The following is a 23,808-nucleotide window of genomic DNA, read 5'->3' as shown; positions in this document are numbered from 1 at the left end:
AGGAGGTTCCGTGGCCGGGCAAGCCCCGCAGTCGCGAACGAAGGTGGCACAGTGACCAAGCAGATCCGTCAACTCGACCGGGTGGTCATCCGGTTCGCCGGTGACTCCGGCGACGGCATGCAGCTGACCGGCGACCGGTTCACCTCGGAGACGGCGCAGCTCGGCAACGACATCTCTACGCTGCCAAACTTCCCCGCCGAGATCCGGGCCCCCGCCGGCACCCTGCCCGGCGTGTCGAGCTTCCAGGTGCACTTCGCCGACTACGACATCCTCACGCCGGGCGACGCGCCCAACGTGCTGGTGGCGATGAACCCGGCGGCGCTCAAGGCCAACCTGGCCGATCTGCCGCGCGGCGCGGACATCATCGTCAACACCGACGAGTTCACCAAGCGCAACCTTGCCAAGGTCGGTTACCAGGCCAGCCCGCTGGACGACGACTCGCTGGCCGGTTACGTGGTGCACCCGGTGGCGCTGACCTCGATGACGGTCGGCGCGCTCGCCGCCCACCAGGTGTCCAAGAAGGACGCCGAGCGGTCGAAGAACATGTTCGCGCTCGGGCTGCTCTCCTGGATGTACTCCCGGCCCTACGAGTCGACGCTGCGCTTCCTGGAGCGCAAGTTCGCGGCCCGTCCGGAGCTGGTCGCCGCGAACGTCGCCGCCTTCAAGGCCGGCTGGAACTTCGGCGAGACCACCGAGGACTTCGGGGTCCGCTACGAGGTCAAGCCGGCCAAGATGAAGCCGGGCACGTACCGCAACATCACCGGCAACGCGGCGCTCTCGCTGGGGTTGGTCGCCGCCGGGGTCCGCTCCGGGCTGCCTGTCTTCCTCGGCGCGTACCCGATCACGCCCGCGTCGGACATCCTGCACGAGCTGAGCAAGCACAAGCGCTTCGGCGTTCTCACAGTGCAGGCCGAGGACGAGATCGCGGCCGTCGGCGCCGCACTGGGCGCCTCCTACGGCGGGTCGCTCGGCGTGACCACCACCAGCGGTCCCGGCGTGGCGCTCAAGAGCGAGACGATCTCGCTCGCGGTGGCGCTGGAGCTGCCGCTGGTGATCGTGGACGTGCAGCGCGCCGGCCCGTCCACCGGCATGCCGACCAAGACCGAGCAGGCCGACCTCAACATGGCGCTCTACGGTCGGCACGGTGAGGCGCCGGTCGCGGTGATCGCGCCCCGGTCACCGTCGGACTGCTTCTTCGCGGCGCTGGAGGCGGCCCGGATCGCGCTCACCTACCGCACCCCGGTGATCCTGCTGTCCGACAACTACGTCGCCAACGGCTCCGAGCCGTGGCTGCTGCCGGACGTGGAGTCGCTGCCCGACCTGCGGGTCGAGTTCGCCACCAAGCCCAACGGCGAGGACGGCACCACCTTCCTGCCCTACCTGCGTGACCCGGAGACCCTGGCCCGGCCGTGGGCGATTCCCGGCACCGCGGGCCTGGAGCACCGGATCGGCGGTCTGGAGAAGGCCGACAAGACCGGCGACATCTCCTACGACCCGGCCAACCACGACTTCATGGTGCGCACCCGGGCCGCCCGGATCGAGACGATCCCGGTGCCGGATATCGAGGTGGAGGACCCGGACGGCGACGCCCGGGTGCTGGTCCTCGGCTGGGGCTCGACGTACGGGCCGATCGGCGCGGCGTGCCGCGGGGTCCGCCAGCGTGGTCTCTCCATCGCTCAGGCGCACCTGCGGCACCTGGCACCGATGCCGGCCAACCTCGGTGAGGTGCTCCGCTCGTACGACAAGGTGGTCATCCCGGAGATGAACCTGGGCCAGCTGGCCCACGTCATCCGGGCCCGCTACCTGGTCGACGCGATCAGCTACAACCAGGTCCGCGGTCTTCCGTTCACGGCCGCCGAGCTGGAGACGACGCTGGAAGAGGTGCTGAAGAATGTCTGAGCCCGTCGCCGTCAAGCTCACCGCGAAGGACTTCAAGTCCGACCAGGAGGTGCGCTGGTGCCCCGGCTGCGGTGACTACGCGATCCTGGCAGCCATCCAGCAGTTCATGCCGGAGCTGAACATCCCCCGGGAGCGCACCGTCTTCGTCTCCGGGATCGGTTGCTCGTCCCGCTTCCCGTACTACATGAACACGTACGGGATGCACTCGATCCACGGTCGGGCCCCGGCCATCGCAACCGGCCTGTCGGTGTCCCGGCCGGACCTGTCGGTCTGGGTGGTCACCGGCGACGGCGACGCGCTCTCCATCGGTGGCAACCACCTGATCCACGCGCTGCGGCGCAACGTCAACCTCAAGATCCTGCTGTTCAACAACCGGATCTACGGTCTGACCAAGGGCCAGTATTCTCCGACGTCCGAGGTCGGCAAGGTCACCAAGTCGACACCGGCCGGCTCGGCGGACGCCCCGTTCAACCCGCTCTCGCTCGCGCTCGGGGCGGAGGCCAGCTTCGTGGGCCGCACCATCGACTCGGACCGCAAGCACCTCCAGTCGGTGCTGCGGGCCGCCGCGGAGCACGAGGGTTCGGCGTTCGTGGAGATCTACCAGAACTGCAACATCTTCAACGATGGGGCGTTCGAGCAGCTCAAGGACCCGTCCACGCGGGACGACTACCTGATCCGCCTGGAGCACGGCCAGCCGATCACCTTCGGGGCCGACGGGCAGTTCTGCGTGGTGCACCCGCCGGGCGGCTTCGGCCTGGAGGTCCGGGACACCAACTCGGTCCGCCCGGAGGAGATCGTCGTGCACGACGCGACGGTGACCGACCCTGCTTACGCCTTCGCGCTGTCCCGGCTGCCCGGCCTGGACCTGCGCAACACTCCGATCGGGGTGTTCCGCTCGGTGGACCGACCGTCCTACGACAGCGTGGTGCAGGCTCAGCTCGCGGCCGCCAAGGCCAAGGTCACCGAGACCCCCGAGCAGCAGCTCGCCGGCCTGCTGGGCAGCGGCGACACCTGGACGATCATCTGACCCCTCCGTACCGACGAGAGCGGCCGTCCCCGATCGGGGGCGGCCGCTCTCGTCGTACCGGCGCTTTCTCAGCGCTGGGCGGTGGCCGGCATCCAGAGGTTGTCGATCTCCTTCTCGGCCGCCGCGAGGCTCGCCTCGTGCAGCGGGATCAGCTCGGCCATCGCCGGCACCGACGGCGCCAGGGTCAGTTCGGCGCTGATGAAGCGCGGCTCCATGCCGGTCATCGACAGGCCGTGCGGGAGCCACGGCTCGGCGTGGTCCCAGCCGTTGCGAGGAGCGCCCTCGCCGTAGCCGCCGCCCCGGGTGGCCAGCACCACGAAATCGCGCCCGCCGAGCAGGCCCTCCTGGGTCGTCGGGTCGTACGCCAGCCCGGGAACGATCAGGTGGTCGACCCAGGACTTGACGCTGCTCGGCGCGCCGTAGTTGTAGAGCGGCAGGCCGAGCAGCACCACGTCGGCCTGCTTCACCTCGTCGACGAGCCGCTCGCTGAGCTGCCAGGACTCGCGCTGGGCCGGCGTGTGCTGGTCCGGAGGGGTCATTCGCGCCAGCCCGCCGTCCGCGTCCAGGTGCGGCAGCGGCTCGGCGCCCAGGTCCCGGTATGCCACGGTGCCGTCCGGGTGGGCCGCACGCCATGCGTCGACCGCACGGGCGGTGAGCCGCCGGCTGACCGACCAGTCACCGCGGATGCTCGAATCGATATGCAGCAGATGCATCATTCCTCCTTCAGGGATCGTTCGTGAGGCACCAACTATTTATAGCAGGCCGATGTTCCGCTGAGTCGGTAGACTGGGTCACATGTCCGCGCAGCCGCTCGACTCCTCCGAGCACCGCTCGGGCGCACTCCTGGACCATCTGGCCCGACGGATGCGGCTGCGGTCGGAGTCGGTGCTGGCGCCGCTGGGGCTACGCCCCCGGCATCTGGTCGCACTCACAGTGCTGCGTGCCGGCGGCGGCACCGGGCAACAGGCGCTCGCCACCATCCTCGAAATGGACAGCACCAACATCGTCGGGCTGCTCAACGACCTGGAGGCGAAGCAGCTGATCGAGCGTCGGCGCTCACCCGAGGATCGCCGCCGACACGTCGTCGAACTCACCGAAGATGGGGCAAAACGCCTCAGCGAGGCCGAATGCGCCCTGGCCGGCGCCGAGGACGAGGTGCTGGGCGCGCTTGATCCCGCCGAACGGGAGACGCTCTACGAACTGCTCAGCCGGGCCTCCACCGGCACGGCGGTCAGCTGCACCGAGGCGATCTGCGTCGCCGACGACACCTGCTGACGCCGGCTCACCACAGCGGCGACAGCGGTGCCGTCATGCCGGCGGTCACACCGACCGATCGCGGTGGGACGATCAGGCGGTGGTGGCCGACTGGGGGCGGTCGTCGCGTACGTGCACGAGCATGTCGCCGGTCTCGATCACCGCGCCGGCCCGGTCGGCCAGGGTGACCACCTTGCCCCGCCGCACCAGGGCGATCACCAACGACTCCAGCTCGCGCGGCGAGCGACCCACCTCGTCCCGCTCGGCGGAACGCATCGCCAGCGCCATGCCCTGACCGGGGGTGAGCAGGTCCTCCACCACGTCGATCAGCGGCGGCGCCGAGGTGGACAGGCCGAGCAGCCGGCCCGCCGTGGCCGACGAGACGATCACATGGTGCGCGCCACTCTGCTTGAGCAGCGGAGCGTTCTCCGCCTCCCGCGCCGCCGCGATGATGCGGACCTGTCCAGCGGTGAGCTGCCGTACCGTCAGCGCGACCAGCACCGACGCGTCGTCACTGTCGGTCGCGATGATCACGGCCTTCGCGCTCTTGACGTGCGCCTCGTTCAGCACCGACGACCGGGTCGCCGAGCCCTCGATCGCCACCAGCCCGGCGGAGGTGGCCTGCCGCAGGGCGGCGGCACTGCGCTCCACCACCACGATCCGCGAGCGGTCCAGACCATTCTCCATCAGGGCGGACACAGCGCTGCGCCCCTTGGTGCCGTAGCCGCAGATGATGACGTGGTCCTTCACGGCTCTCCTCCACCGCGACAGGCGACGGCCGGTCCGGTACTGCTCGGTCAGAACTTCCAGGGTGGTGCCGACCAGGATGATAAGGAAGATCACTCGGGCCGGGGTGATGAAGAGGACGTTGACCAGCCGAGCCGACGGCGCGGCCGGGGTGATGTCCCCGTAGCCGGTGGTCGAGAGCGACACGACCGCGTAGTAGAAGCAGTCGAGGAGGGTGAGGCCATCCTCGTTGACGTCGCGGTAGCCGTCCCGGCCCAGGTAGACCGCGGCGACCACGGCGAAGACCAGGCCCAGGGCGGCGGCGAGCCGAAGGCTCAGCGCGCTCAGTGGGCCCCGGCGCTGCGCGGGAAAATGGATCACCGTCGAACCTGCTCCCCCGCCGTCGCCTGCACGCCCACAACATAGCGGGTACACCGTCGACCGCACGTCCGGGTCGCGGCGGACAACCGGCGGCGCCCACCGGTGAGAGCCCCGGGGCCCGCCGACGGAGCGGCGCGGGCCCGGACGGGTCGGTCCGGACGGCCGCGGACGGGCATGATGAGGGTGTTCCCGACGACGACCGCGAAAGTGAGGCCGGCATGTCGTTACTGCGACGAGTCATCGGCGGGGTGCTGCGCCGCCACCGCCAGCGTCAGGGCCGCACGCTGCGCGAGGTGGCCGCGTCGGCCGACGTCTCCGTGCCCTACCTCTCGGAGGTCGAGCGGGGCCGGAAGGAGGCCTCGTCGGAGGTGCTGGCGGCGATCTGCCGAGCGCTCGGCATCAGCCTCGCCGACCTGCTCGGCGAGGCCCGCGACGACATGCGCCGGGTCGAACCCCGCCTCCCGGCCGCGCCGCGCGCCGCGCTCACCCACCTGGAGCGGGTCGATGCGACTCGGCGGGAGATCGGCAACGCCACACTGCTGGTGGGTCCACGTGTCGGCGGGTTCGTCCTGCACCGCGGGCCGGTGGCGAGCGAGCCGACCCTCAGCGTCGACGGAAGAGCCTCCGCTGGTGGCTCGCGCCCCGGTCCGCGTACCGCCGCCCTGGCTGACTGTGCACAGGCCCGGCTGGGCCTGCGGCGGGTGACCGTCGCGTAGGCCGCGTGGGTTCTGCCGTCGGCGGATCTGCCGGCGGCAGAATCACTGGGCCAGCCACTGCCGTCGCCCGCACGCTGAAGGGGCCGGTCCACCGGGTGGTCCCCACCGCCCGCCGGCACGGCGGAAGGCGGCGGCACATGATCGGGTACGACGTGCGAATGCTGGAGGGCGGGCAGCCGTCCTTCGGTGACCATGTGTTCGAGCGGCTGCTGCGGGAGCGGATCGTCTTCCTCGGCACCGAGGTGACGGAGGAGTCGGCCAACCAGATCTGCGCGCAGATCCTGCTGCTCGCCGCCGAGGACGACAACCGCGACATCTACCTCTACATCAACTCGCCGGGCGGTTCGGTGAGCGCGGGAATGGCTGTCTACGACACGATGCGCTACGTCCGCAACGACGTGGCGACGCTGGCGCTCGGGTTCGCCGGCTCGATGGGGCAGTTCCTGCTCTGCGCGGGTGCGGCCGGCAAGCGGTACGCGCTGCCGCACTCGCGGATCATGATGCACCAGCCGTCCGGCGGGATGGGCGGAACCGCCGCCGACATCACCATCCAGGCGGAGAACATGCTGCACGTGAAGCGGACGATGCAGGAGCTGATCGCCCAGCACAGTGGACGGACCCTCGACGAGATCCAGCGAGACTGGGACCGGGACCGCTGGTTCACCGCCGAGCAGGCCCGGGAATACGGTCTCATCGACCAGGTGGTCACCCGAGCCGAACAGCTGCCAACGCTCTGATCAACGTCTGGTGGCCGCGGTACCGCCAGACCACCCCACCCATTAGCCTCCGTAGATATTTCGGCGGGTGCAGAAGGAGTGGGAATGGCTGACGGTCGCGAAGGTAGCTGCTGCGGCGACGACACGACCACCTCCGCCGTGAGTCGCCGCACGATGTTACGCGCGGCGGTGCTGGGTGCGGGCGCCATCAGCACCGGTGGCCTGCTGATTCCCGAGGCCGCGCGGGCCGCACCGTCGATCTACAACCCGTTCAGCGCCTACCCGATCACCGACACCTGGGAGGGTCACCTCCGCCGCGGGTCACTCGGCGGCATCGACTTCGGGATGGGGGTGGGCACGGCGTTGCCGGCCTGCGGCGCCGGCACCATCCAGAACATTCCCAACAACGGCACGGGCGGGCACACCGTCACGATCCACCACGCGGACGGGTACCGCAGCCAGTACCTGCACCTGTCGCAGTTCCTGCTCGGCAATGGTGCCAGCGTGGGCGCGGGCACGATCGTGGGCCGCTCCGGCGGCGCTGCCGGCGCACCCGGCTCGGGCAGCTCGACGGGCCCACACCTGCACTGGCACATGATCGACCCGTCCGGCACCCGGATCAACCCGCTGGTCTTCATCCAGCAGAACCCAGCCGACCAGCCCCGTCAGGTGTTCGAGGCGGCCAGCAACGCCGGCTGGCGTGCCCTGCCGGTCTCCGGCAGCGCGGGCGCGGTGACCGGCACGGCGACGACCGCGATCACCCTCGGATCCACGAAGATCCTCTACACCCTCAACGGCGGCCGGATCCACGAGGCCGCCAGCAACACCGGCTGGGCCAACCTGTGGACCGGCATCCACGGCGCCCAGGGCACCGCACTGGCCGCGATCAACCTCGACGGGGTGAAGCTGGTCTACAACGTCGTCGACGGGTACGTGCACGAGGCCGCCAGCAACAACGGCTGGCGCAACCTCAACACCGGCGTCGGTGGTGCCAGCTCATCCTCGATCTCGGTGATCGCGCTGAACGGCGTCAAGTACGTCTACAGCATCGTCGGCGGCTACGTACACGAGGCGCACAGCGCCAACGCCTGGCGGAACCTGAACACGGGCATCCCGGCCTCGGCGGTAGCGGCGATCACAGTGGGCAGCACGAAGATCCTCTACACACTGGACGGCGGCCGGGTCTACGAGGCCGCCAGCAACGCGGGCTGGGCCAACCTGTGGACCGGCATCCACGGCGCCCAGGGCACCTCGCTGGCCGCGCTCAACGTCAACGGGGTGAAGCACATCTACAACGTCGTCGACGGGTGGGTGCACGAGGCCGCCAGCAACAACAGTTGGCGCAACCTCAACAGCGGATCCGCGGCACACGGGCAGCGGCACTCGGCCTGGACGGCGTCAAGCTCATCTACGCCGCCTGACTGACCGCTGGTCTTCGAGGTGCCCCCGGCAGGATTCGAACCTGCGACACACGGTTTAGGAAACCGATGCTCTATCCCCTGAGCTACGGGGGCGCGAGGGCCCAGTCTAGCGACCCGGGCCTCCAGCTGGGGTGGCAGGGAGCGGCAGGCGCTCGCCCCGCCACCCGGACGCCTGTTGTCCCAGCACAGGGCGACAACCCGACGGGACGCCAGTGGAACCGACATGAGGTCAGGACCGGTCCGCCGCCGGCGGCAACTCACCACGCACACCATCGATCACCATCGTCGACCGGCTACGAGCTGGCGGGCCGGGCCGCGCGGCGACGCTCGGTGAGCCGTCGCGCCTTCACCGCGTTGCCGCAGTCGGCCATGCGGCACCAGCGGCGGGAACCGTTGCGGCTCTGATCGAGGAACAGCCAGCCACAGCCCCCTTCGGGCACCGGACAGCGGCGCACCCGGGCCAGGTCGGCCGTCAGCATGACGTCGAGGGCGGCCTCCGCGATCCGGTCGGGCACCAACATGGCCGGCACCGTGCCGTAGACCAGTCGCACCTGCGACGAGTCGAGCACGAGTCTCGCTCGGGCGGCCGCGCCGGACCAGCGCTGATGTAGGGCGACCAGCGCGGCACCGGCGGCGATGGGGTCGCCCGCCGTGCCACCGTCCGCGTCGGTGATCGCCGCGAGCATCACGACGTACAACCCCTCACGGATGTCCCGCACGGCGGCCAGTCCCGCATGCGCCGCGGCGGGCTCGTCGCGCCACGCCCGGCCCACCTGGTCGGCCTCCGCGTCGCTGATCACGCCCACCGGGACCGACCACCGCAGCAGAGCGGAACTGTCGGACAGGAAATCGTGCGGCGACTCCCCCCCTCGCTCCAGCGTGTTGACCAGATCGAGTGCCGGGTGGCCGCCGACCAACGGTAGCTGGCACACGTCGAGTGGCATACCGCCGACGCTACCACCTAAACCGTTTAAGACAGTTACGCACCGCGCCTGCACCTCACGTCTGCTTGCTACGCACGTGAGAAAAACGGGGATCCACGGTTAGCTATGCTACCGTCAAAACCAAGTTAGCCGGGATCACGATGCCTCATCCCGGGCGGCTGATCGCTACACCTCGTCCAGGATCTGGGAGGTAGCCAATGGTGCACCAACGACGCGCGGTCTATGCCCTCGCCGCGTTGTCCGCAGCCACTTTCTGTTACGTCACCACCGAGGTGCTTCCGATCGGGTTGCTCACGCTGATCGCGCCAGACCTGGGACGCTCCAGGTCCGAGGCCGGTCTGCTGGTGACCGGGTACGCAGTGGTGGTCATGGTTGTGGCGCTCCCGCTGACCCGGGTCACCAGGCGTGTGCCCCGGCGCCCGCTGCTCGCCGGTGCCCTCGGTGTGTTCGCCGCGGCGACGGCGGTGTCGGCCTTCGCAACCTCCTACGAGGTGTTACTCGCCGCGCGGCTGGTGTCCGCCACCACGAATGGCGTCTTCTGGGCGGTGGTGTTCCCGGTAGCGATCTCGATGTTCCCCGCGAACATCCGAGGCCGCATCGTGGCTCGACTGTCGATCGGCAACGCGCTCGGCCCGGTTCTCGGGGTGCCGCTGAGCACCTGGTTGGGCGGGCAGGCCGGGTGGCGGGCCGCCTTCGTCGCGATGGCCGTCTTCGGCTTCGTCACCTGCGTCGCGGTCGCCCTGCTCCTACCGAGCGTCACACCGCAGCAGAGTGCGGGCGACATCGGGCCGATGCCGGACCGGCCACGCTTCGTCGTACTTCTCCTCGCCACCGTCCTCGCGGTCACCGGTGCCATGGGCGCGTTCACCTACATGACCGTGTTTCTCCTCGACGTCAGCGGGTTCGCCGCAGCGTCTCTCGGCCTGCTGCTCTTCGTCCAGGGCTCGTTCGGCGTCGCCGGCACCTGGGCGGTCGGTCGGGTCCTGGACCGGTTTCCGCTCGGTGTCGTGCTGGTTCTCCTGGGGCTCCTCACCGCCGCGATGCTCGGCCTCCATGGAGTTGGCGCGAGCAAGGTATTGACGATCCCGTTGCTCGCCGTGGCGGGGATGTCGTTCAGTTCGCTGATCGCGGGAGTTCAGCACCGCGTCATGCAGGTGGCCCCGTCGACCACCGACATGGCGTCGGCCAGCCTCAGCGTCGCGTTCAACTTCGGCCTCGCGGCCGGCTCGTTGATAGGCGCGGGTCTGCTGGCGACGGCCGGTGTGCGCGTCATCCCACTGTTCGGTGGCCTGCTGACAGCCGTGGCGATGGCGTTGCTCGCCGGCCACGAAATGTCCCGCAGGAGAGGGAAGAGCCACAAGCCCGACCACAGCAGTTGGTCGGCACGCCCGATCCACGGCCGCGATGCCGAGAAGCCGCAGGCGACCAGCGTACGGACATAGACGGTGCGGCATCCCCTGAGCTACGGGGGCGCGAGCGCGACCTGAGCGTTCACCGGGGTGGCACAGAGCGGCCCGGAGCGGAGAGTGGTCCTCCGCGCCGGGCCGCCGCATCGGGTGGGTCAGCTGGTCACGCAGTCGGCCAACACGCCCGGGCCGGTGCCGGTGCCCTGGAAGCCGAAGTTGGTCGACTGCCGGCCGAGGACCCGTCCGTTGTAGCTCACGTTGGTGAACCCGACGGTTCCGCTGGTGCCGCTGACCTGCGCGTTCCAGGCGCTGGTGACCGAGCCGCCGGGCAGCGCGACGGTCACGTTCCAGCCGTTGATGTCGGACTGGCCGGCGGTGACAGTCACGCTCGCGGTGAAACCGCCAGCCCACTGGTTGACCGCTATCGACGCGGAGCAGCCGTCACCGGCCGGCGGAGGGGTGGTTGGCGGCGTGGTCGTCGGCGGGGTCGTGGTCGGGGGAGTGGTCGTCGGCGGGGCGGTGGTGGGCGGGTTGGGCGCGCCGTTGGCCAGGCTGAAAGCCAGGTCGGGCTGGAACGAACCGGCCGTGAAGCGGCAGCCGTCCGCCTCCCCCGGCGGCTTCACCCACAGGTACGCGTCGATGTTGCCGTCACCCGTGTTGGTCGTCGGGTACTGCCCGATGCGCCGGTCGGTGTTGTCGTCGCCGCACCAGTCCCCGCTGGCGCCCCCGTTGCGGCTGGTGTCGATGACCTGGCGCTTGCCCGAGACCCCCATGCCGTTGAGGGCGGAGATGACCGCCCGACCGAAGTTCGCCTCGCTGGAGGTGGAGTTGTAGTTCGACACGTTGGTGAAGAAGCCGTCGGCGTACTGCACGCCGGCGGCCCGGAGCCGGTTGGCCGTCTCACCGGCGCTGTTCCAGGTGGAGTGGCCGCCGTCGAGGTACACCTTGGCGTTGGGGTTGCCCGACTTGATGGTCCGGGTGGCCGTCGAGATCGCCTCGTTGCGCGCGTTGATCTCGGCGCCGCTCAGGCACGTCAGGAGAGCGAGCGAGTCGGTTTCCAGGATGATGATGACGGTCTGGTTGCCCAGTCCCCTGGCGAAGTTGGACACCCACGTCTGGTACTGGTTGAGGTCCGGCGCCCCACCGGCGCTGGCCCCGCCGCAGTCCCGGTTGGTGATCTCGTAGACGGCCAGGACCGGGATCTGCTGCGCCGCGTTGGCGGCGCCGATGAACCCGGAGACCTCGGACTGCACGGTCGAGGGGTTGAAGTTGGCGAACCAGCGCGCCTGCGGCTGACTCGCGATCTTGTCGCGGATGACGGCCGTACGCGAGTCACCGGGGTTGGCGGCGACCCAGCGGACGACGGCCGAACTCGGGTCACGGTAGAGCGACCCGGACAGCGTGCCGGCGGAGGCGCTGCTGACGGCGAGGCAGACGCCGACGGCGGTAGCGCCCGCGACAGCTGCCACGCTGATGGCCGCCGATCTGCGGCGGAGCGAGGAGAGGATAGCCACGACGTGTTGCCTCCAGATCACATAGATGTATCTAAGTTCATGGGAGCGTTCCCATGGACGTTAGCGGAGGCGCGCGCCGCTGCCAAGGTGTGAAGCCATGGTTCGCGCGAGGCCGGTGCGAGGGGCTGCCGTCTTCTCCGTTCGAAAAGTGGTCAATCCTGCCGTCGCCGGGTCGCTGGCCCAGACGCCGCCAGGAGGGCGCGGTCCGGGGCGTACTAGCCTGTCGCGGTGGCGAGCAATTCTCAGCCGAGCGGCGGGTTCTCCGGCACGCTACGGACGATCCTCAGTTGTGTGATCGCACTAGCGGTCGGGGTAGGCGCGATCTACGCCCTCGGACCCTGGTCGGTTGAATCGCCCGCGCCGGCCGACCCGCCCCGCCCGTTGGGCGCATCGGTGAAGGTCGCCGGACGCACCGTCTCCGTGCTCGGCGCGGGGGACATCCTGGTGCACCCCGAGTTGTGGGACCAGGCCCGGCGCGACGGCGGCGGCGAGTTGGACTTCGGCCCGATGCTGGCCCCGGTGCGCGAGACCGTTTCCAGCGCAGATCTGGCCCTGTGCCACCTGGAGACCGCGCTGGCACCGCCGGGAGGCCCGTACATCGGCTTCCCGAAGTTCAGTGTGCCGCAGGAGGTGGTCAAGGGCATCAAGGGCGTCGGGTACGACGGTTGCTCCACCGCCTCGAACCACACCATCGACCAGGGGTACGACGGCGTCAAGCGGACCCTCGACGCGTTGGACAAGTCGAACCTGGGGCACACCGGCAGCTACCGGACCAAGCGCGATTCCCGCATCGCCAAGATCTATCAGGCCAAGGGCGTGAAGATCGGGCACCTCAGCTACACCAAGAGCTTCAACGGCCTGCGCCCGCCCGCCGACAAGGAGTGGGTGGCGAAACTGATCGACGCGAAGGTGATCCGGCGGGACGCCGTGGCGGCTCGGGATGCGGGCGCGGAGATCGTGGTGGTCAGCCTGCACTGGGGCACCGAGTACGAGCACGAGCCGGACGTTGACCAGCAGACCTGGGCCCGTCAGATCGCCGCCATCGACGACGTGGACGTCGTCTTCGGGCACCACGCGCACGTGGTTCAGCCGGTGGAGCGAATCGGCGACACCTGGATCGTCTACGGGATGGGCAACCAGATCGCCCGGCATGCCGAGCCGGTCAACGCCAACCGTGACGGCGCGATGACCCGGGTGACGTTCGGTCCGGCCGGCGAGACGAAGAGGTGGAAGGTGGTGGCCATCGAGGCGATTCCCACCTTCGTTGATCTGAACCCGGACATCCGTATGGTCGATCTTGAGCGGGCGTTGGCTGATCCCACCCTGTCCCCCGGTCGACGCCGCATCTACGAGGCCGCGGTCGAGCGGATCGAGGGCAACCTCCTAACCAGGGCCGCTGACACGGCGGGCCTGGTGGTACGCGGCGTACCGCGCCGATAACGAACCCGAAACAGCCGGTAACGAAAGCGAAATCATCACGGATCTCGTGGTGGTGCACCTTGCTAGCATTCGCGACGGCCGGCGGCTGTCCCCGGCTGACGGGCTGGACGAGTAGCGGTCCAGGGGGCAGTTCCACGGGGAAGGTTGTCGTTTCGTGTCAGGCAGGTCGGCGCAGTATGCGCCATGGCAGTCGGCGGCTGGCCCCACAGACGACCAGGAACAGTTGCTGGCGTGGCGGCGACGGGCGCTCGACCAGCAGTTGCCAGCAGCGGCCTTCCCTGCCGGTGCGAGCGCGCCCTCACTGGTCTACCTCTGGACCACAATGTTCGTGGTTGCCGTGGCGATCCTCGGGTTCGCGGTCAGCGCCCAGCCCGGGGTACTCCCGGCCGTCGTCGACTCGCAGCGTGACGTCGTGACCAAGCTGGCGTCGAGCATGCAGGTCGAAGCCCGCGGCCTGGCGACCGATCTCAGCCGGACGATGCTGGATCGCGGCGCCGCGAGTGAGGCCGACCTGCTGAACCGGCTGGTCGAAGAGGGCAGCGGCTTCACCGGCGCGGCGATCGTCGAGACCGCCTCCCGGCGACCTCTCGCCGCCAAGGGCGCGGCGCTGCCGATCGACCTGCTGCCGCCGGTGCTTGACGTCGACAGGACCATCGCCGTCACCACGCCGGATGGCCCCATGCTGGTCTACTCCGTCGCGCTGGACGACACCCGGTCGGTGCTCGCGATCCAGCCGGTCACCATGCGCAACCTACGACTCAACCCCGATGCGGGACATGGCATCCACATGATCACCCCCGACGGCAAGAGCAGCCTGATGCAGGGGGCCAATGCGGTCGACGCCGTGCACCTGCCGGCGGTCTTCGCCGGCCAGGCCGGGTCCGACTCGCCGCAAAGCCGTGAGGTGGTCGTCAAGGAGTGGAAGGACCGCAGATTGGTGGTGTCGTCCGCGCCGGTGGGTGAGACCGGACTTGTTGTCGTCTCCCTGCTCGCCTCCGAGGTGAGTGGGGGGACCTCGGGCACCAAGGGGGCGTTGCTCGGGCTCAGTCTGCTGGTCGTGGCCCTGCTCAGCTTCGTACTCATGCGCATGTCCCTGGTCCGGCCGGTCCGGGCGCTGCTGGATCAGGCGAAGGCCGACGCCTGCGGCGCGATGACGCGGCACCGCGCGCCGATGCGCATCCGCGAAGCGCACCGGATCGCGCGGGCACTGGCCCTGACCTCAGGCGACCAGTACCCGCCGGACCGGCGGTGGCGGCCGACCGTTCTCCAGGGCCTGACCGTCGCCGTGGTGATCGCGATGCTCTGGCCAGTGGCAGCCACGGTGCTCGCGCTGCAGGCCTCCGATCCGGCGATTCCCGTGCAGTTGGTGCGGGACGAGGAGAGCCGAGCCGAGGAGGCCAGCAACGCGCTGGGACACCTGCTCGACGACGGCCTGACCACCGTCTCCCGGGTGTCGCAGGGGGTGACCTCGAAGGACCTCGCCCAGGCGGACCGGGAACTCGACCGGGAACTCGCCGACGAGCAGCGGCTCCGGGCGTTGTACCTGATCGATCGCGACGGAAAGAAGGTGGCGGGGGCGGGTCGGAAACCGCTGCGGGCCGTCGCGCCGCTGCCCGGCGAGGTCGGCATTCACCTCGACGACACGGCCGATCGATTGCCGCTGGTGTACGCCTTCAACCAGCGCGCCGACGGCTACGCGGTGGTTGGTGAGTTCGACCCGGACCGTCTTCTCGGGCTGGTCCGTCGGGTCGACGGTCGGGTCCGGGTCGTCGACGCGGAGCTGCGGACGATCCTGGATTCGGAGGGCTTCCAGGCATTCCAGCCGCTGCAGGGCGAGTTGGCCCGCAGCATTGCGGTCGAGGTGCTGCCGGGCAGCACGGTTGGCCGGTCGATCACCGAGGACGGCGCCCCGGCGATGATCGCCGCCTCCGGTCTGACCGCGCCGACGACCGTCGCCCACCTCGAGTGGGCGGTCGTGCTGGAGCAGGACGTCGCCGGGCTGCGCCTACCGACGATGGTGGAGCGGCGCTGGACCTTGCTGCTGGCTGGCGCAGTGGTCGGCATCGCCCTGCTCACCCACGTGTGGCAGCTCTACATCTTCGTCCGGCCGTTGCGGAGGTTGAGTGCCTTCGCTGAGCGGATGAGCGACGGGACTGTGGAACTGCCCGTTCCGCCACAGCGCCACGACGACATCGGCGCGATCGCGATGTGCCTGGAGATCTGTCGCCAGGTCCGGCACACCGGGTCCGCCCGGTTCGGTGGTGCGCTGCGGCTGCGTGGCGCGGGAGCCGACCGGACCAGCGTCCTCGCCCGCGTCCGGCACGCGGCCGGCACGCGCAACCGGGCGACGAGGGGCTGAGCATGTTCTACCTGTACACCGTCTACGCCCTCTGCTGCCTCGCGCTCCTGGTGGCCGGCGTGATCGAACAGCGGAACCACAACCGCAACCTCAACACCATCCCGCACCGCGTGCTGGTCAACGGCATCCGTGGCAAGAGTTCGATCACACGGCTCTGCGCGGGCGCGCTGCGCGGCGGCGACAAGGTCGTGGTGGCCAAGACCACCGGTACCGCCGCCCGGTTCATCTTCCCGGATGCCAGCGAGGAGCCGGTACACCGCAAGTTCGGGATCGCCAATGTGGTCGAGCAGATCGGCATCGTTCGACGGGCGGCTGTCTATCACCCGGATGCGCTGGTCATCGAGTGCATGGCGGTCATGCCGGCGTTGCAGGAGATCAACCAGAGCAAGCTCATCCGGTCCACCATCGGGGTGCTCTGCAACGTTCGCGAGGACCACCTCGCGGAGATGGGGCCGACTCTCGACGACGTGGCTCGGTCGCTGAGCCGGTCGATGCCCGAGGACGGCATCTGCATCACCGCGGAAAAGGACCGGCTGGCGATCCTGGAGAAGGAGGCAGCCAACCGGAACTGCCAGCTGATCGCTGTCGACCCCGAGTCGGTGACCGATCAGGAGATGTCGGGGTTCGGCTGGATCACCTTCAAGGAGAACGTGGCCATCGCGCTCGCCGTTGCCGAACAGCTCGGCGTCGACCGGCGAAGTGCCCTCGCCGGCATGTGGTCGGCACCACCCGATCCGGGTGTGCTCTCGGTGGCCCGGGTTCTCTACGGCAACAAGCGGGTCAGGTTCGCCAACATCTTCGCCGCCAACGACCCGGAGTCGACGTTCATGAACATCGAGCAACTCGAGAAGCAACGGCTGATCAGCCAGCCGTTGACCATGGTGATCAACTGCCGACCGGACCGGGTGGAGCGGAACGGTCAGATGGGTACGCTCGCCGGCCGGGTCCAACCGCAACGCATCGTCCTGATCGGAGAGATGACCCGCAGTGCCCGGGTCAACGTGCCCGCCGATTTGCAGAGCCGGGTGGTCGACCTGGGCGGCAAACTCCCGTCGGAGCGGCTGATCAGCGAGGTCATGGCGGTGACCGCGGAAGACGCCTCCATCGTCGCCGTCGGGAACATCCACGGGCAGGGTGAGGTGCTGCTGCACGAGCTGGCCGCGCTGCCGAGCTGGGAACCGAACGACCACACCAGCGCCGAATCGATGCTCCGTCCGCCGACCGCGCGCACTTCGGACGTGGACGGCGAGACCGTGTTTCTCGGAAGGACCTACCGGTGACATTCGGAGGAGAACTCAGCGCGCAGCTCGCCACCGCCTGCCTCGGCATCGGCCTGGTCTTCGCGCTGCTCTGCTATCTGACCACCAACCTCTCGCCCGGCGGGATGATCACGCCGGGCTGGATCGCGCTCGCGCTGATCGAGGACCCGCTCCAAGCCGCGGTGATCGTGGTGATGACGGTCGTCACGTACGTTCTCACCCGGGTGATGCAGCGCATGGTGATCCTCTACGGCAAGCGCCTCTTCGCCGCGATCGTCCTGCTCAGCGTCCTCCTCCAGATGACGCTGTTCGTGATCGTCCAACGCGACCTGCCGCTGCTCTTCGCGCATCAGACCCTGGGCTTCGTGGCGCCAGGGCTGATCGCCTACCAGCTCGTGCGGCAGCCACCGAAAGCAACCGTGCTGGCCACCGTCATGGTCACCGCCATCACCTACGGCGTGGCGTTCAGCGGCGTCGTGGCCGGCTTCGTGCCGGTCACCTGAAACCGGACACCGACAAGGGACAGGCATGAACTACCGGACTTACTCCCGGGGCCGCGCCGTGCTGATGACCGTCGCCGCCTTCGCGTTGCTGACAGCTGGCAGCACCTTCACCTATGTCGTCGTCCGGCACACCGCGGCGGATCCGATCGAGCTGAGCCTCGGCGCGCAGGCCGCGCAGGCCGCCCCGCCCAGCGGCGCCGGCTACAGCTACCGACGGCTGACCGCGCCGGACCGGACGCAGATGCTCGACGCCAAGGGGAAGACCGTCGCGATCATGACCGACGGTGCTCGCACCGTGCACATCAGCGGCCCGCAGCGAACGTTCGCCGAGGCACGGTTCACGAAGGCCAAGGTGCCCGCCGATCTCTGGGTACGACTCGCCCCCCGAGAGTGGCGGGCGGGCGCCGAGAAAGAGAAGTGGTTTACCGACTGGTTCCGGAAAGCTCGCACGGACCGCTCCCCGGACGTGCTGGCGGTGGCCCGGGAATACACCTACGTCGCCGTACCGAAGAAGGATTCGAAGGGCCGGCAGTACTCCGGCGACGCCGCCTTCGGGCCGCTCTCCGACATCGACCCGGACGGTCGCGCGGAGAACTCCGACTTCTACGACTACCTCGGGGTGCCGTGGGAGTTCCCCGACAAGAAGGAGAAGCCGGCACCGTCGCACATCCGCAGCCTGGACTGCTCTGGCTTCCTGCGCATGGTCTACGGCTACCGGATGGGCTATCCGCTGCTCGGTACCAACAACGCCGGCCCCGGTCTGCCGCGGCGGGCGACCGCGATGGCCTCGGTGGGGCCAGGGGCCCTGCTCATGCCGAACACCGGCAAGCGGGCCCGGGAGTTGGATCGGCTGCTCCCCGGCGACCTTCTCTTCTTCAACGCCGGGCCGGTGCAGGGCGCGAACATCGAGCATTCCGGCATGTACCTCGGCGTTGACGACCGGGGACACCACCGGTTCATCTCCAGCCGCACCACCGCCAACGGCCCCACGATGGGTGACCTGGGTGGCGAGTCCATCCTGGACGGCACCGGCTACTGGGCACTGCGCTGGCGGACGGCCCGCCGGATCTGACCTCGACAGCAACCGACCGTCGGGTCAGGTCACGGTGAGCTGCTCCGCGAGCACCCTCGCGACGCGGCTACGGGCCTCGGTGTCCCGCCGGACCGACCAGCTCAGCTCCAGGTGAATGAAGACGGCGTCCAGTGCCGCCGCCGCCCGACCCTGCTCGTTGGTCTTGCCCTCAAGTTGGCCGCACTTCTTCACCCATGCCCGGCAGGTGTTCAGCCCGGCCCCGGAGAGGCCGTCCGCGATCCGGCGGGCCACCGGGGTCACCGGAGCCGAACCGGTCGACACCACCGCGTCGGACGTGGGCAGGTTCCGGTCGGCGAAGCCGTGCAGTTGAATCTGGTCGAGGCCGTTGTCGGCGAACTCGGTCGCCAGGGCGTGGAACAGCGACCGGTCATTGTGGGCAACGTCCGCGTCGCCGTCGGCGGCCTGCCGGTGGGCCCCAGCGACCAGCAGCACGCTGGCCGGTGCCTTGCGGTACAACACCAGCCCCAGCTTCTCCGTGTTGATGTCGAAGCCGGGGTGCGGCACCTCGATCACCGTGCGCGGGGTCGTGCTCCGGTCCACCAACACGGCACCCCAGGAACGGTCGTCGGACCCGTCGGCGAGGTAGAGGCTGAACGGCCGGCCGGTGACCGGGTCCGCCCCGTGGTGAGCCCGGAAGCCGAGGTCGTCGAAGACCCGATCCAGGTCGGCGCCGGCGTCCGGCTCGGTGACCAGCGATCGCGCTGCCCGCTGGGCCGCCGCCCGCTCCCCCGCGTCCGGGTCACGGTAGGGATTGTCCCGGGAGAGGCCCGCGGTCAGCTCGTCGATCAGAAGCTCAGGATCGGGCCCTCGCTGCTGTTCGGACTTCGGCTCGGCGTCGGCGCACGCCCCCGCCCCGAGCAGTGCCAGCGTCGCCGCCGCGAACAGTCCCCGGCGAGTGGAACTCGGAGCCGGAAGCGGTGTACGCACACGTGCAGGCTATCCGATCATCCCGGAGAGTCCGCTCCGGCTCGTTCCGACGCGGCACCGAACCTCGCGCGCCTCGGCCGGCTGGCCCGGTCAGACCCGAGCCAGCCCCAGCGCCCGCACGTCGACAGCGACGTCCGGGCCGTAGGAGTCGGCGATGCGGCGCTCGAAAGCGTCGGCGTCGACCGTGTATTCCTGCGGGCCCTCGACCTCCAGCACGTGCGCCGCCAGTACGCAGCCCACCTGTGCCGCGCGCTCGATGGGCAGGTCGGCGGCGAGCGCGGCGAAGAAGCCGGCCCGGAAGCCGTCGCCGACGCCGGTCGGGTCGACGATGCGGCCCACCCGCGCCGCCGGGACCAGGAAGTCACCCTCCTGCCCGGTGACGCGTACCCCGTTGGCGCCGAGGGTCACGACCCGCACGCCCACGCGGCGCAGGATGTCGTCCTCGCTCAGCCCGGTCTTCGACTCCAGCAGCGCCGCCTCGTACTCGTTCGTCAACAGGTAGCGAGCGCCGTTGATCATCGCCTCGATGTCGGCCGACGGCATCCGGGCCAGCTGCTGTGACGGGTCGGCCGCGAAGGGCAGGCCCAGCCGGCGGCAGGCGGCGGCGCGGGCGAGCATCGTTTCCGGGTTCTCCGCGGCGACGATGACGAGCCCGAGCCCGCCGGCCCGCGCGGCGACACCGTCGAGGCTGATCCGGTCGGGCTCACCCATCGCGCCGGGATAGAACGACGCGATCTGGCAGAGGTCGGTGTCGGTGGTGCAGATGAACCGGGCGGTGTGTGCGACGGAGCTGACCTGCACCTCCGAGCAGTCGACCCCGTGCCGCTCCAGCCAGCTGCGGTAGTCGCCGAAGTCGCCGCCGACCGCACCGAGCAGCACCGACCGGTGCCCGAGTTGAGCGAGCCCGAAGGCGATGTTGGCAGCGACCCCGCCGCGACGGACGACCAGGTCGTCGACGAGGAACGAGAGCGAGACGGTGTCGAGGCTGCCGGCGATGAGTTGCTCGGCGAACCGCCCCGGGAAGCGCATCAGATGGTCGGTCGCGATCGAGCCGGATACGGCGATCATGCGGGGCGGGCCCTCTCAGTAGCGGTAGTGGTCGGGCTTGTACGGCCCCTCGACCGGGACGCCGAGGTAGTTGGCTTGTTCCTTGGTCAGTTCGGTGAGGCGGACACCCAGCGCGGAGAGGTGGAGTCGGGCCACCTTCTCGTCCAGGTGCTTCGGAAGGGTGTGGACACCGATCGGGTACTGGTCGGTGCTGGTGAACAGCTCGATCTGCGCGATGGTCTGGTTGGCGAAGCTGTTCGACATCACGAAGCTCGGATGCCCGGTGGCGTTGCCAAGGTTCAACAGCCGACCCTCCGACAACACGATGATCGAGTGGCCGTCCGCGAACCGCCACTCGTCCACCTGCGGCTTCACAGTGACCCGCTCGACGTCCCCGCGCTTCGCGAGACCGGCCATGTCGATCTCATTGTCGAAGTGGCCGATGTTCCCCACGATCGCCTGGTGCTTCATCCGCGCCATGTGCTCGTTGGTGATGACGCTGAAGCAGCCCGTCGCGGTCACGAAGATGTCGGCGGTCTCGACCACGTCGTCGATGGTCGCGACCTGGTAGCCGTCCATCGCCGCCTGCAGGGCACAGATCGGGTCCACCTCGGTCACGATGACCCGCGCTCCCTGACCACGCAGACTCTCGGCACAGCCCTTACCGACGTCGCCGTAGCCGAACACCACGGCGACCTTGCCACCGATCAGCACATCGGTGGCCCGGTTGATCCCGTCGATCAACGAGTGCCGGCAGCCGTACTTGTTGTCGAACTTGCTCTTGGTCACCGAGTCGTTCACATTGATCGCCGGGAACAGCAGGTTTCCCGCCTGCTGCATCTCGTACAGCCGGTGCACGCCAGTCGTGGTCTCCTCGGTCACCCCCTTGATCCCGGCGGCGACCCGCGTCCAGCGGCGGTTGTCCTCCCGCAGCGACCGCGTCAACACACCGAGGATGACCTCGTACTCCTCCGAGTCGGCGCTCTCCGGCGACGGGACCGCCCCGATGGCCTCGAACTCGGCGCCCTTGTGCACCAGCAGTGTGGCGTCACCACCATCGTCGAGGATCATGTTCGGGCCCTGCCCGTCCGGCCAGAGCAGCACCTGCTGGGTGCACCACCAGTACTCGTCGAGGGACTCGCCCTTCCAGGCGTAGACCGGCACACCCGCCGGGGCGTCCGGGGTGCCGGTCGGGCCGACCACGATCGCCGCCGCCGCGTGGTCCTGGGTGGAGAAAATGTTGCAGGACGCCCACCGGACCTGCGCGCCGAGCGCCACCAGCGTCTCGATCAACACCGCCGTCTGGATCGTCATGTGCAGCGAGCCGGTGATCCGCGCACCCTTCAACGGCTGCCGCGAGGCGAACTCCCTCCGGATCGACATCAGACCCGGCATCTCATGCTCGGCCAGTTCGATCTCCTTACGCCCGAAGGCCGCCAACGAAAGATCCGCCACCTTGAAATCGCTGAAGTCGCCAGTCATGTCCGCACCCTCCCGCACCAGTGTCGAGGACCGTTGGAGTCCCGTTCAACCGCGCCCGTGCTCCACACACCGGGCCGCCCCGGGCCCGGGTGCGGAGCACGCGCCGTCAGGAGTTGCGACTGGCCGGGTCGACCCGGGCGTACGTGAGCAGGTCGGCCATCGTGAACTGGCCCGAGAAGCGGGCCGGCAGGGTCGGACGCCAGTTGGGCTGCACCTTCAGGTAGCTGGCCGGGTCGAGCTGGGCGATGCCGATGAGCACCTCCGCCACGATTCGCCCACCTACCGCGCCCAGTGAACCGCCGCCGGCCTGGAGCTGTGCCTCCTTGAGGAGGTAGTAGAAGAGCGGGGTGTTGGAGTCCAGGCCGAGGCCGTACCCACTGAGCTCCGGGAAGTTGAAGCTGCCGAGTGCCGGTGCCCCGATGTGTGCGGCGATCCGCTGGCCCGACGGGATGCCGAAGGTGAGCTGACGGAGCAGGTCACGTCCGAGCAGGTTGGCCGACGGGGAGCCGGACGGCGGCGGTGGCAGCGGGAAGCCGAACAGCGGCGTCGAGTTGCGGACGTCGACCCACTTGCTCCAGCGCACCTGGCCGTCGAAGAACTGGAACCAGAACTGGTGGTCGAGGTAGCGGCGGGCGGCCCGCTTTCCACCGCGCAGGTCGGCCGGGTCGGCGCCGCTCAGCGCCGGGTCGAAGAGCATGGCGTAGAACTCGTCGCCGCCGTTGCCGGTCCGGTTGACCAGGTAGGCCGGTCGCGGCTGGCTGTGGCCGAAGCGGAACGCCGCCGCGGTGAACTCGACCGGGATGAACGTCGCGTTCGGCTCCGGCTTGTAGAAGCGGCGGCCGCCGTTGAGCACTGTGAAGACAGTGCCCGGGCCGGCGATCAGCGGCAGGAACTCGTTGAGCACGATCCACTGGTAGTGCCAGGTGACGAGTTGCCGGGCGGCGCCGAAGACCTGCGCCGCCGGTGTGCCCTGTGCGCGCACCAGGTCGACCACCCGGTTGTGGAAGAGGATGAACGCGGCCGTGATCTGCGCGATCGGCAGGTTCTCGTCGTTGCGCACGTCGAAGACGATCGCCCTGCCACTGGAGTTGCGCGGCAGATCCTCGAAGCGCCCGCCCGACTCGATCTTGAGTTTGGCGGGATCGGCGGAGTTGTACAACTCCGGGTTCCCGGTCGGCCCACCACCGTAGAGCGAGTCGAGGTCGAGGGCCGGCGTCCGGGGGTTCGGCACAGTGGTCGGGTCGACCGGCGTGCCCAGCGGCGCCGTCGTCTCGAAGGCCAGGTCGTGGTCGACGAACTGCCCGAAGTACGTCATGCCCTGCGGGATCGAGAAGTTGTCGGGGTTGTTGATGCTGTGCTGCTGCTGGTCGGCGAGCGCCTCCGCGCCGACGCTGAGCGGGTCGCGGGCGTCCATCGGGCCGCCGACGCGCGACAGGTCGATCAGCGCGTTCCGCATCTGGGTCGTCGCGGACCCGAATGCCGGCAGCGACGGGAACATTCGGCCGAACCGGTTGGAGAACGCGGCCGCCGCCGGCGTCGCGTCGAGCAGGACTCCCCCGGTGCCGGCCACGAGCGCCCCCGCGCCGACTCCGGCCAATAATCGCCGTCGGCTGACACCTCGAGAAGCGTTGTCAATTGCCATGTCGGCCACCTTCCGTCCGCGGGCGCCCGCGTGGACGCACGGGCCGCAAACC

General features: G+C 69.4%; 20 protein-coding genes and 1 tRNA gene. 12 read left to right on the top strand and 9 right to left on the bottom strand.

All coding sequences use genetic code 11. From position 1 onward, the window contains the following. Positions 1-51 precede the first annotated feature (51 nt). Both ABZ794_RS06875 and ABZ794_RS06870 read left to right on the top strand, forming a co-directional pair. The gene (locus tag ABZ794_RS06875; protein ID WP_210781806.1) at positions 52-1,899 is read left to right on the top strand and encodes a 2-oxoacid:acceptor oxidoreductase subunit alpha; all 1,848 of its coding nucleotides are present in this window, start codon (positions 52-54) and stop codon (positions 1,897-1,899) included. Beyond that, entirely contained in the window at positions 1,892-2,926 is a 1,035-nt protein-coding gene (locus tag ABZ794_RS06870; protein ID WP_210781805.1) for a 2-oxoacid:ferredoxin oxidoreductase subunit beta, read from the top strand. Before ABZ794_RS06875 ends, ABZ794_RS06870 begins: the two co-directional genes overlap by 8 nt. A gap of 68 nt (positions 2,927-2,994) precedes the next feature. Here ABZ794_RS06870 and ABZ794_RS06865 read toward each other — a convergent pair whose 3' ends face one another. Continuing rightward, on the bottom strand, positions 2,995-3,639 hold the full coding sequence (locus ABZ794_RS06865) for an NAD(P)H-dependent oxidoreductase (RefSeq protein ID WP_238690784.1): 645 nt from the start codon (positions 3,637-3,639) through the stop codon (positions 2,995-2,997). Between the two features lie 82 nt (positions 3,640-3,721). Here ABZ794_RS06865 and ABZ794_RS06860 point away from each other — a divergent pair, with 82 nt between their 5' ends. Next, positions 3,722-4,201, top strand: a complete 480-nt coding sequence (locus ABZ794_RS06860; RefSeq protein ID WP_210781803.1) for a MarR family winged helix-turn-helix transcriptional regulator — start codon at positions 3,722-3,724, stop codon at positions 4,199-4,201. A 72-nt stretch (positions 4,202-4,273) separates the two neighbouring features. Here the strand turns inward: ABZ794_RS06860 and ABZ794_RS06855 are convergent, their stop codons facing one another. Continuing rightward, complete coding sequence (locus tag ABZ794_RS06855; protein WP_030329269.1) at positions 4,274-5,287, bottom strand: potassium channel family protein; 1,014 nt, start codon at positions 5,285-5,287, stop codon at positions 4,274-4,276. A 218-nt stretch (positions 5,288-5,505) separates the two neighbouring features. Between ABZ794_RS06855 and ABZ794_RS06850 the strand changes: the two genes are divergently transcribed. From ABZ794_RS06850 to ABZ794_RS06840, 3 genes are all read left to right on the top strand, one after another. Beyond that, positions 5,506-6,003, top strand: a complete 498-nt coding sequence (locus ABZ794_RS06850; protein ID WP_210781802.1) for a helix-turn-helix transcriptional regulator — start codon at positions 5,506-5,508, stop codon at positions 6,001-6,003. A 137-nt stretch (positions 6,004-6,140) separates the two neighbouring features. After that, positions 6,141-6,740, top strand: coding sequence for an ATP-dependent Clp protease proteolytic subunit (locus tag ABZ794_RS06845; RefSeq protein ID WP_210781801.1), 600 nt, complete (start codon positions 6,141-6,143; stop codon positions 6,738-6,740). An 84-nt stretch (positions 6,741-6,824) separates the two neighbouring features. Further along, positions 6,825-8,144: a M23 family metallopeptidase gene (locus ABZ794_RS06840; protein WP_357514594.1), complete on the top strand. Its 1,320-nt coding sequence runs from the start codon at positions 6,825-6,827 to the stop codon at positions 8,142-8,144. 16 nt (positions 8,145-8,160) lie between these two features. Here ABZ794_RS06840 and ABZ794_RS06835 read toward each other — a convergent pair. Beyond that, positions 8,161-8,233: transfer RNA gene (locus ABZ794_RS06835), tRNA-Arg, on the bottom strand. Positions 8,234-8,433: 200 nt separating this feature from the next. Further along, complete coding sequence (locus ABZ794_RS06830) at positions 8,434-9,084, bottom strand: CGNR zinc finger domain-containing protein (protein WP_210781799.1); 651 nt, start codon at positions 9,082-9,084, stop codon at positions 8,434-8,436. A gap of 197 nt (positions 9,085-9,281) precedes the next feature. On the opposite strand from ABZ794_RS06830, the gene ABZ794_RS06825 reads away from it, so the two are divergent. Beyond that, the gene (locus tag ABZ794_RS06825; protein ID WP_210781798.1) at positions 9,282-10,526 is read left to right on the top strand and encodes an MFS transporter; all 1,245 of its coding nucleotides are present in this window, start codon (positions 9,282-9,284) and stop codon (positions 10,524-10,526) included. A gap of 119 nt (positions 10,527-10,645) precedes the next feature. On the opposite strand, the gene ABZ794_RS06820 is transcribed toward ABZ794_RS06825, so the two are convergent. Continuing rightward, positions 10,646-12,004 (bottom strand): glycoside hydrolase family 6 protein, encoded by a 1,359-nt coding sequence (locus tag ABZ794_RS06820; RefSeq protein ID WP_210781797.1) that lies wholly within the window; start codon positions 12,002-12,004, stop codon positions 10,646-10,648. A 228-nt stretch (positions 12,005-12,232) separates the two neighbouring features. Between ABZ794_RS06820 and ABZ794_RS06815 the strand changes: the two genes are divergently transcribed. The 5 genes from ABZ794_RS06815 (at position 12,233) to ABZ794_RS06795 (ending at position 18,637) form a co-directional block, all read left to right on the top strand. Continuing rightward, entirely contained in the window at positions 12,233-13,444 is a 1,212-nt protein-coding gene (locus ABZ794_RS06815; RefSeq protein ID WP_238690780.1) for a CapA family protein, read from the top strand. 154 nt (positions 13,445-13,598) lie between these two features. Further along, on the top strand, positions 13,599-15,803 hold the full coding sequence (locus ABZ794_RS06810; RefSeq protein ID WP_210781796.1) for a HAMP domain-containing protein: 2,205 nt from the start codon (positions 13,599-13,601) through the stop codon (positions 15,801-15,803). A gap of 2 nt (positions 15,804-15,805) precedes the next feature. Then, positions 15,806-17,083 carry a poly-gamma-glutamate synthase PgsB gene (gene pgsB / locus ABZ794_RS06805; protein WP_210781795.1) on the top strand — a complete coding sequence of 426 codons (1,278 nt, stop codon included), beginning with the start codon at positions 15,806-15,808 and terminating at the stop codon, positions 17,081-17,083. Further along, the gene (locus ABZ794_RS06800) at positions 17,080-17,565 is read left to right on the top strand and encodes a poly-gamma-glutamate biosynthesis protein PgsC/CapC (protein ID WP_210781794.1); all 486 of its coding nucleotides are present in this window, start codon (positions 17,080-17,082) and stop codon (positions 17,563-17,565) included. Before pgsB ends, ABZ794_RS06800 begins: the two co-directional genes overlap by 4 nt. A gap of 25 nt (positions 17,566-17,590) precedes the next feature. After that, positions 17,591-18,637: an NlpC/P60 family protein gene (locus ABZ794_RS06795; RefSeq protein WP_210781793.1), complete on the top strand. Its 1,047-nt coding sequence runs from the start codon at positions 17,591-17,593 to the stop codon at positions 18,635-18,637. 24 nt (positions 18,638-18,661) lie between these two features. On the opposite strand, the gene ABZ794_RS06790 is transcribed toward ABZ794_RS06795, so the two are convergent. The 4 genes from ABZ794_RS06790 to ABZ794_RS06775 all read right to left on the bottom strand — a co-directional run bounded on the left by ABZ794_RS06790 (position 18,662) and on the right by ABZ794_RS06775 (position 23,684). Further along, positions 18,662-19,585, bottom strand: coding sequence for a hypothetical protein (locus ABZ794_RS06790; protein WP_238690779.1), 924 nt, complete (start codon positions 19,583-19,585; stop codon positions 18,662-18,664). Positions 19,586-19,675: 90 nt separating this feature from the next. Continuing rightward, positions 19,676-20,653 carry a carbohydrate kinase family protein gene (locus ABZ794_RS06785; protein ID WP_210781791.1) on the bottom strand — a complete coding sequence of 326 codons (978 nt, stop codon included), beginning with the start codon at positions 20,651-20,653 and terminating at the stop codon, positions 19,676-19,678. 15 nt (positions 20,654-20,668) lie between these two features. Further along, positions 20,669-22,114, bottom strand: a complete 1,446-nt coding sequence (gene ahcY, locus ABZ794_RS06780; protein ID WP_210781790.1) for an adenosylhomocysteinase — start codon at positions 22,112-22,114, stop codon at positions 20,669-20,671. A gap of 106 nt (positions 22,115-22,220) precedes the next feature. After that, positions 22,221-23,684, bottom strand: a complete 1,464-nt coding sequence (locus ABZ794_RS06775; protein ID WP_210781789.1) for a peroxidase family protein — start codon at positions 23,682-23,684, stop codon at positions 22,221-22,223. Between the last annotated feature and the right edge of the window lie 124 nt (positions 23,685-23,808).

This window comes from Micromonospora sp. NPDC047187 (assembly GCF_040643355.1).
GTDB lineage: Bacteria > Actinomycetota > Actinomycetes > Mycobacteriales > Micromonosporaceae > Micromonospora > Micromonospora salmantinae.
This window is presented reverse-complemented; position numbering and strand designations above follow the sequence as displayed.

Coding starts and splice junctions, on each gene's coding strand:
- ABZ794_RS06870 (WP_210781805.1), top strand. CDS start 1,892: ATGTCTGAGCCCGTCGCCGTCAAGCTCACCGCGAAGGACTTCAAGTCC.
- ABZ794_RS06865 (WP_238690784.1), bottom strand. CDS start 3,639: ATGCATCTGCTGCATATCGATTCGAGCATCCGCGGTGACTGGTCGGTC.
- ABZ794_RS06860 (WP_210781803.1), top strand. CDS start 3,722: ATGTCCGCGCAGCCGCTCGACTCCTCCGAGCACCGCTCGGGCGCACTC.
- ABZ794_RS06850 (WP_210781802.1), top strand. CDS start 5,506: ATGTCGTTACTGCGACGAGTCATCGGCGGGGTGCTGCGCCGCCACCGC.
- ABZ794_RS06845 (WP_210781801.1), top strand. CDS start 6,141: ATGATCGGGTACGACGTGCGAATGCTGGAGGGCGGGCAGCCGTCCTTC.
- ABZ794_RS06840 (WP_357514594.1), top strand. CDS start 6,825: ATGGCTGACGGTCGCGAAGGTAGCTGCTGCGGCGACGACACGACCACC.
- ABZ794_RS06830 (WP_210781799.1), bottom strand. CDS start 9,084: ATGCCACTCGACGTGTGCCAGCTACCGTTGGTCGGCGGCCACCCGGCA.
- ABZ794_RS06825 (WP_210781798.1), top strand. CDS start 9,282: ATGGTGCACCAACGACGCGCGGTCTATGCCCTCGCCGCGTTGTCCGCA.
- pgsB (WP_210781795.1), top strand. CDS start 15,806: ATGTTCTACCTGTACACCGTCTACGCCCTCTGCTGCCTCGCGCTCCTG.
- ABZ794_RS06795 (WP_210781793.1), top strand. CDS start 17,591: ATGAACTACCGGACTTACTCCCGGGGCCGCGCCGTGCTGATGACCGTC.
- ABZ794_RS06785 (WP_210781791.1), bottom strand. CDS start 20,653: ATGATCGCCGTATCCGGCTCGATCGCGACCGACCATCTGATGCGCTTC.
- ahcY (WP_210781790.1), bottom strand. CDS start 22,114: ATGACTGGCGACTTCAGCGATTTCAAGGTGGCGGATCTTTCGTTGGCG.